Annotated in this window: 4 protein-coding genes; all 4 read right to left on the reverse strand. The window is 76.0% G+C overall.

From position 1 onward, the window contains the following. Positions 1–4: 4 nt before the first annotated feature. Positions 5–3,295 (reverse strand): hypothetical protein, encoded by a 3,291-nt coding sequence (locus KJP73_RS13385; protein ID WP_213283362.1) that lies wholly within the window; start codon positions 3,293–3,295, stop codon positions 5–7. A 119-nt stretch (positions 3,296–3,414) separates the two neighbouring features. Then, entirely contained in the window at positions 3,415–5,094 is a 1,680-nt protein-coding gene (locus KJP73_RS13390) for a DNA polymerase ligase N-terminal domain-containing protein (protein WP_249669376.1), read from the reverse strand. Positions 5,095–5,188: 94 nt separating this feature from the next. Next, positions 5,189–5,929, reverse strand: a complete 741-nt coding sequence (locus KJP73_RS13395) for a response regulator transcription factor (RefSeq protein ID WP_249669377.1) — start codon at positions 5,927–5,929, stop codon at positions 5,189–5,191. Continuing rightward, a complete protein-coding gene (locus tag KJP73_RS13400) occupies positions 5,926–7,197 on the reverse strand; it encodes a sensor histidine kinase (RefSeq protein WP_213283363.1) in 1,272 nt (423 codons plus the stop codon). Before KJP73_RS13400 ends, KJP73_RS13395 begins: the two co-directional genes overlap by 4 nt. Between the last annotated feature and the right edge of the window lie 435 nt (positions 7,198–7,632).

Consider the following 7,632-nt stretch of genomic DNA (forward strand, 5'->3'; position numbering starts at 1 on the left):
CCCCTCAGACCGGCGCCGGGGCGAAGGCCGCGCAGTACGCGACCCAGTCGGCGTTGGCGCCGTCGGCGTCGGGCGGCATGAGCTGGAGCATCGTCGGGTCCCCCTTCGAGCCGGCCAGCCGGCGCTCGACCGTGATCTCCACCGAGGCGGAGAAGAACAGCACCTCGACCTCCACCACGAGCGAGGCGCGGCCGATGAGCTTGCCCGTCTCGAACTGGTAGGTGAGCGACAGCTCGAGCGTGATCGAGGCGCTGACCAGCCCCAGCACCTCGACCTCGCCGCGGATCCGGAAGTACGCGGTCAGCAGCCCCCGGTCGGCCTCCAGCCGCAGGTACACCCCGACGGCGATCGACACCGACCCCGACGCCACCCCCAGGTCGACCGACAGCGCCGCGGCCGCCTCCAGGCCCAGCTCGAGCAGCACGAGCCCCTTCGGGGCCGCACGCAGCACCAGCCACCCGCCGCCGCCGATGCAGAGCACCGTCAGGCGGAACGGGGCGTCCTTGCTGCAGAAGTGGAAGCCGACGGTCATCGCGTCGCCCAGGAACGGCACGCGGGCGTCGGCGCCGAGGGCGATGTTCTCCAGGCTGAACACGCCGACCGACACGTTCGGCAGCGTGAGGTCGAACCCCGCGGTGACCCCGTCGGGGCGGACGTCCACGAACGGCGGGTCCGAGAACCCGTCGAACGGGATGAGCTCACGCAGGCGGTCGACGAACGACAGCGGCCCGAGGAACGCGATGCCCCCGAACACGACGTCGACCTCCGGCTTGCCGGCCGACCCGGCGTGGAACCCCACGCGCCGGAACACCAGCCGCATCAGCCCGCCGCCGCCGTCCCCGATCAGGTTCAGGTCGAAGCCGGCGATCTCGGCGACCACGTCCACCACCGGCGGGGCGCTCGCGGACGCCCGGACCTCGACGTCGACGCGCAGGGCGTGCCGGTCGTGCGGTGCGAAGACCCGCGGGATCCCCGGGGGCCCCCACGGGCGGATCGCCGGCCGCCACGCCAGCCGCGCGGTGACCTGGCCCGAGACGGCGCCCTCGAGCAGCCGCGCGAGCCCGGCGGCGTCCGCGGCCAGGTCCGTGAGCGTGGTGAGGGCCTGCACCGGGACGGTCAGCGCGGCCCGGACCGCGGCGGGCACGCCCGGCAGCCCGACCGCGTCGAGCAGCGGGCCCAGGTCGCCGGCGAGGTCCACGGCCGCGTCGCGCACCGGGTCGGGCGCGCCGGGCAGCCCGTCCAGGGCGGTGACGAGCGCGTCCAGGTGGCCGCGCAGGGCCGCTGTGCGGGCCTGCAGCTCGTCGTGCGCCCGCTGGGCCACCGCCCGGGCGCCGCCGTGGGCCGCCGCCGTCACCTCGGCGGCCAGCCGGGCCTGCGCCTCGTCCACCGCGGCCCGGAGCCGCTGCGCCTCCGTCGCGAGCCGGGTGACCGCGTCCAGCGTGTCGGACACGAACGCCGGCGCCTCGTCCAGCCCGCCGGCCTCCAGCAGGTCGAGCAGGCTGAACAACCCGAACAGCTTCGGCACCGCGCCGGAGAGGAACGCCGCCGGGTCGAACGTGCCGGAGGTCAGCGGCGAGGGACCCGCGCCGCTCTCCCCGACCGCGCCGAGGGCGCGGGACAGACCCCGGACGGCGAGGTTCGGGGCGATGAACCCGCCCGACCGGTCCGACCCGCCGGTGAAGTCGACGGCCGCGGGGGCGCTGGTGAGGGCGAGCACGACCTCCCCCGCGTTCGGGCCCGGCACGGGCGGCGCTCCCGGCAGGCGGGTCGGCAGCCCGTCGGTGAGGTACGCCGGCGCGAGCACCAGGTCGACCGCGGGCGCCTGCGGGGCCAGGTGCCGCATGGCCGGGACCACCGCGCGCAGCGACGTCAGGAACGGGCGCGAGGTCGCGGCTCCCTGGTCGACGACCCCGTCGAAGACGAGGTGCGCCACCTCGACGGACGTGTCCCCCGCCAGCACCGGCGGCGCCACGGCGAGCGTCTGCCCGCTCCCGAGGATCTGCCGCACCGGGAAGTACCGCGCGGAGGCCTGGTCCGCGCCGATCACGACCGTGCGCCCCCGCCGCTCGGCCGCCTGCAGGAACAGCAGAGGGGCCGGCCAGGTCCGGACGCCGCCGCCACGGTCGACGGTCGTCAGTGTGAACGGGTACGGCACGCCGTCGCGCGTCGGGACGAACGGCTGGCCGTCCTCGGGCGGGCGGTCGATGTCCGGGGTGACCAGCGGGCTGATCGTCACCTCGCCGAACACGGTGTCCCGGTCGCCGGGCGGGTACGTGCGGGTCGGCTGGCGCACGACGATGAACCACCGCTGCCACAGGTACGCGACGGGCGTCGCCCGGTGCCGCACCTCGCGCTCGGTGATCTTCACCAGGTAGCACCGGTGCCCGAACGGGAACAGCAGCCCCGGGTAGGCCACCCGGACGTACGCGTCCCGGCCCATGAACGCCTGGTGCCGGTAGTCCACGACGTCCGCGGGCAGGTCCCAGGACTGCTTCCAGTCGAACCACGCCCCCAGCGACGAGAGCTCGAGCCGGGCGACCTCGAGGGGCGTGCCCGCGTTGCGCGGGTCGCCACCGTGGGTCCGGCCCACGACGGCCCGACGGTCCTTCGGCGTGAGCGGCTGGTCGAACGCCGGCAGGTCCAGGCGCTGCTCCGCGTCGCGGGTCCACAGCGCGCGCACGACGCGCTGCGCGGCGGGGTCGGGGTCGGGGTCGGGCGCCTCGCCGTCGCCGGGCGGGTGCACGGTCAGGTGCGTGCGCCAGAGCTCCGCGCGGTCCGGCGGTCCCACCGGGGTGCTCGAGTGCCGGAACCCGCCGCGCGCGCTCGGCGAGACGACCAGGCGGTACGGCGCCTCGATCGCGGTCTCCCGCTCGCCCGGCGGCTCCGGGTCCCGCCGCTCCGGCGTCGCCTCGCCGGCCGGTGTGGCGTTCGCGGCGACCCGCAGCCGCAGGTCCGGCAGCGCGGCGAGCACCTGCTCGAGGGTCCAGCCGATCCGGGTGCCCTCGGGGAGCGCGTAGACCAGCCGCGAGGGCCCCGCGGCCACGTGCTTCGAGGCGACCGTCGGCGGGGTGGGCGCGGGCGGCGGGGCGCCGGCCTGCCACACCTGCTCGGCGAGGTGCTGCGGCGGGAGGTGCACCACCAGCGAGGCGTCCGGTCCGGCGACGAGCTCCGCGCCGTCCCCCGCGGGCTCGATCGTGCAGCCGGGCGCCTCGATGCGCAGGTCGACCAGGTCGCGCGGGCGGAGCAGGCGCGCGTCCACGGGCGGCTGCTCCTCGCGGTCGTCGGGCTGCCCCATGGCGGCACCGCCTCGCGGTCCCCTGGGGCCGGCCGTCGCGATCGACTGTCCGTATTGTCCGGATTACCCCTTTCGAGTGATCATGCTCCTGCCACACCCGCCGTGACAACGCCCGGACGTCAGGCCAGCCGCGGCAGCACCTGGTCCGCGTGCAGCACGTCCCGGAACGGGTCCCCGCGCTCGGCGACCCGGTCCAGCACCGTGCGGATCGTGAACGCGTCCGGCCGCAGCCACGGCTCGTCGAGCTCGTCCCACGTGATGGGCGCGGACACGGGGGCACCGGGTCGTGCGCGCGGGCTGTACGGCGCGACGAGCGTCTTGTTGATCGCGTTCTGGGTGTAGTCCAGGCGCGCCTGCCCGCCGCGGGCCTTCACCTCCCACCGCCAGCTCACGAGCTCGGGCACCACGGCGCCGACCGTCCGGGACAGCCGCTCGACCCACGCGCGCGTCTCGTCGAACGGCGGCCCCACGGCGATCGGCACCCACACCTGGATGCCCCGCTGCCCCGTCACCTTCGGCACCGCCCGGACCCCGAGGTGCGCGAACGCGTCCCGGTGCAGCCGCGCCAGCAGCAGCACGTCCTCCCACGACGTCGACGGCCCGGGGTCGAGGTCGACCAGCGCGTACGTCGGCAGGTGCATGGCCGCCGTCCGCGACGTCCACGCGTGCCACTCCAGCGCCCCGAAGTTCGCCGCCCAGACCAGCGCCGCCGGCTCGTCGACCACCAGGTAGGTGCGGGTCTCGCCCGGGTCCGCCTCCGGGTTCTCCCACCGCGGCAGCCAGTCCGGCGCGTGGTCGGGGAGCTCCTTGTGCCAGAACCCCTTCGAGCCGGCGCCCTGCGGGTACCGGTGCATGTTGAGCGCGCGGCCGCGCAGGTACGGCAGCACCACGGGCGCGATCCGCGCGGCGTACCGCACCAGCTCCCGCTTGGTCACCGGCTCCTCGCCCTCGCGCGCCGGGAACAGCACCTTGTCCAGGTTGGTGACCCGCAGCGAGCGCCCGAACACCTCCCACGTCCCGCCGGCCGGCCCGAGGTCGTCCAGCGCCGCGAGCTCGTCCTCGGTCGGCGGGTCGACCTCCGGGGCGCGGAGCTCGACCGTGGCCTCGGCCGCGGGCAGGTCCGAGCGCCACAGCCGGTCGGGGTCCGCCTTGACCTGGTCGTTGGTGCGGCCGCTCAGCACCGACAGCGGGTGGTCCTCGGCGTCCCAGCCGTCGACCGCGTGCTCGTCGTGCTTGTGCAGCAGCAGCCACTGCTCCTTGCCGTGTGCGTCCGGCCCGCCGCTGCGCACCAGCACCAGGCGGCCGTGCAGCTTGGAGCCGTGGACGTCTGCGTGCAGCTCCCCCGCGGCGATCGCCGCCGCCGGGTCGTCCGTCCCGTGCGGCTCCCACGTCCCGCGGTCCCACACGATGACGTCCCCGCCGCCGTACTCGCCCTTCGGGATCACACCCTCGAAGTCGGCGTACTCCAGCGGGTGGTCCTCGACGTGCACCGCCATCCGGCGCACGCCCGCGTCGAGCGTCGGCCCGCGCGGCACGGCCCACGACGCCAGGACGCCGTCGACCTCGAACCGCACGTCGTAGTGCAGGCGGGTGGCACGGTGCCGCTGGACGACGAACCGGCGTGCGCCGGATGCCGGTGGTGCCGGCTCCGGCGCGCCCGCGGGCTCCGGGGTCCGGCCGAAGTCCCGCATCGACCGGTACGTCTCGAGACCGTGCCCGCCGTGCCCGCCGCCGTGCCCGTCGCGCCCGTCGTGCGAGTCAGCCTCGCGCCGCTCACCGCGGCGCCGCCGGTCCGCCACCCGTGGTCCTCCCTGCCGCGCGTCCCTGCTGCCTGTCCCTGCTGCATGCCCGGCACCAGCGTGGCGGACCCGGCGGGCCGGCGCGCGCCGAGCGTCAGGCCCCGTCCGCCTCCGGTCCCTGCCCCGGCACCACCAGGCCGGCCTCGTACGCCAGCACGACGAGCTGCGTCCGCGCGGTGCAGCCGGTCTTCGCGAGGACGGTGTGCACGTACGCCTTGACCGTCGCGACGGTGAGGCCGAGATCGTCCGCGACCTCCTGGTTCGACCGGCCGCGCGCCACCGCCAGCAGCACCTCCCGCTCGCGGGACGTCAGCGCGGCCAGCCCCGCGGCCTCGGCACCCGGGGCGGCGTCGCCGGGACGCCCCCGCCCCCACCGCCGCCACTGGTCGAGCACCAGGGCGGTCACCGCCGGGTCGAGCAGGCTGCCGCCGGCGTGCACCCGCCGCACCGCCGCGACCAGCGTGCCCGGGTCGGTGTCCTTGAGCAGGAACGCGTCCGCCCCGGCCTGCAGCGCCCCGGTGACGTACTCCTCGTCGTCGAACGTGGTCAGCACGACCACCCGGACGCCCGCGAGCGCAGGGTCGGCCCGGATGCGGCGGGTGGCCTCGATGCCCTCCGTCCCGGGCATCCGCACGTCCATCAGCACCACGTCGGCGCCGGGCGCGAGGTCGACGGCGGCCTGCCCGTCGGCCGCCTCCGCGGTGACGGTGAGGTCGGGCTCGTGGTCGAGGATCATCCGCAGGCCGAGGCGGATCATCGCCTGGTCGTCGGCGATGACGACGCGCACGGGGGCCGCAGCGGCGGTGGCGGGTCCGGGCATGGCGGGGTCGGTCATGGCACAGGGACCTCCATCCGGACGAGCCAGCCCCCGCCGTCCGCGGGGCCGGCGTGCAGGGTGCCGCCGCAGGCCGCGGCGCGCTCCCGCATGTGCACCAGGCCGTTGCCGCCGCCCGGCGACCCGGGCAGCCCGCGGGCGGGTCCGGGGTCGGCGACGTCGAGCACCAGGATCCCGGCGCCGGCGGACAGCCGCAGCGACGCGTGCCCGGCCTCCGAGTGCACGAGCACGTTGGTGAGCGCCTCCTGCGCGACGCGGACGACGGCGAGTCCCACGTCCGGCGGGCAGGGCGGCAGCGGGTCGGGCAGCTCGGCGGTGACGGCGAGCCCGGCGCCGCGCACGCGCTCCGCGACGGCGGTGAGGTCCGCCAGCCCGGGCAGCGGCGCGAGCGGGGCCGCTCCGGGACCGGCGTCGGCGCGAGCGGCACCGGCGGGAAGCGCGTGGTCGTCGTCGTCCGCGCCCGGCAGCGGCGGCCAGGCGGTCGCCGCGCCGTCCGGCTCGCGCAGCACCCGCACGACCGAGCGCATCGCGGTCAGAGCCTCCCGCCCGGCGGGCGCGATCCACCGGACCGCCTCGCGGTACTCCTCCGGGCGGTCGGCGCCCACCCGGTCGGCCGCCTGCGCCCGCACCACGATCGCGGTGACGTGGTGGGCGACCACGTCGTGCAGCTCCCGCGCGATGCGGGTGCGCTCCGCCCGCACGGCCGCCCGCGCGCGCACCGCCTGCAGGGCCCGCAGCTGGGCGTTGCGCTCCGCGAGCGAGCGGCTGGTCTCCGCCTGCCGGTGCACCATCGCGCCGAGCAGCGTCGCGGCCGCGACGAGCAGGACCAGCAGCGTCGTGCGGGAGAAGTCGTGCGGGCCGGCCCAGCCGCCGACGATCGCCCGCGCGCCCTCGACGCCCACCCGCAGGGCGATCACCACGGACACCGTCACCCCACCGACCAGTGCCGGGTGCAGCCCTGCCTGCGTCGCCACGAACGCCGCCACGACCAGCGGCAGGACGTGGAAGTCGGAGCGCATGGCCGTCCCCTGCACCAGCAGCAGGTACCCGACCGGGTACCCGATGGTCGTCAGCCAGAACCCCGTGGCCGGCGCGGCCCGCCGCAGCGCGAGCGGGACGGCCACGCCGACCCCGGCCCACAGGTACGCGCCGAACCACGCGGGGTGCCAGTAGCCGCTGCGCCGCGCGAGCAAAGCGACCGTCGTCCACACCAGCAGCACCCCGGCCGCCGTCAGGGCGTCGAGGCGCGCGGCGCTGCGGGTGGGCACGAGCCGAGCCTAGGAGGTCCGCCGCCCGCCGCCGACCCCCGCACGACCGGTCCTCGCCCCGGGAGGCACCACCTTTGGGTGGCCCCCGCGCCCGCCGGAGCGCACCCCTGGTCGGGTCCGGGGCCACCGCCCGGCCGGGCGGGGCGCCCGCGGCGGCAGGCCCGCAGCGGGACGCGGCGGCAGGCGGTCGGCGCCGACGCTGAGGGCATGCCCGCCCCCCTGGCCCTTATACACATCTCCGAGCCCCCGAGACGCTACGCTATCTCGTATGCCGTCTTCTGCTTGAAAAAAAAAAAAAAAACAACAAAACTAATTTATCGCCTGATATCTGATTTTCTTTCATCTGTTTCTGTCTTATATATTCATCTCCATCCCCAATCACCCACACATGATCTCTTCTCCCTTCTTCTGTTGTCAAAATGTATTTATGCATTA

It is taken from the genome of Cellulomonas hominis, assembly GCF_901521055.1.
Classification (GTDB): domain Bacteria; phylum Actinomycetota; class Actinomycetes; order Actinomycetales; family Cellulomonadaceae; genus Cellulomonas; species Cellulomonas endometrii.

Excerpts from the sequence above, each read along its gene's own strand:
- KJP73_RS13385 (WP_213283362.1), bottom strand. The coding sequence starts at position 3,295 with ATGGGGCAGCCCGACGACCGCGAGGAGCAGCCGCCCGTGGACGCGCGC.
- KJP73_RS13395 (WP_249669377.1), bottom strand. The coding sequence starts at position 5,929 with ATGACCGACCCCGCCATGCCCGGACCCGCCACCGCCGCTGCGGCCCCC.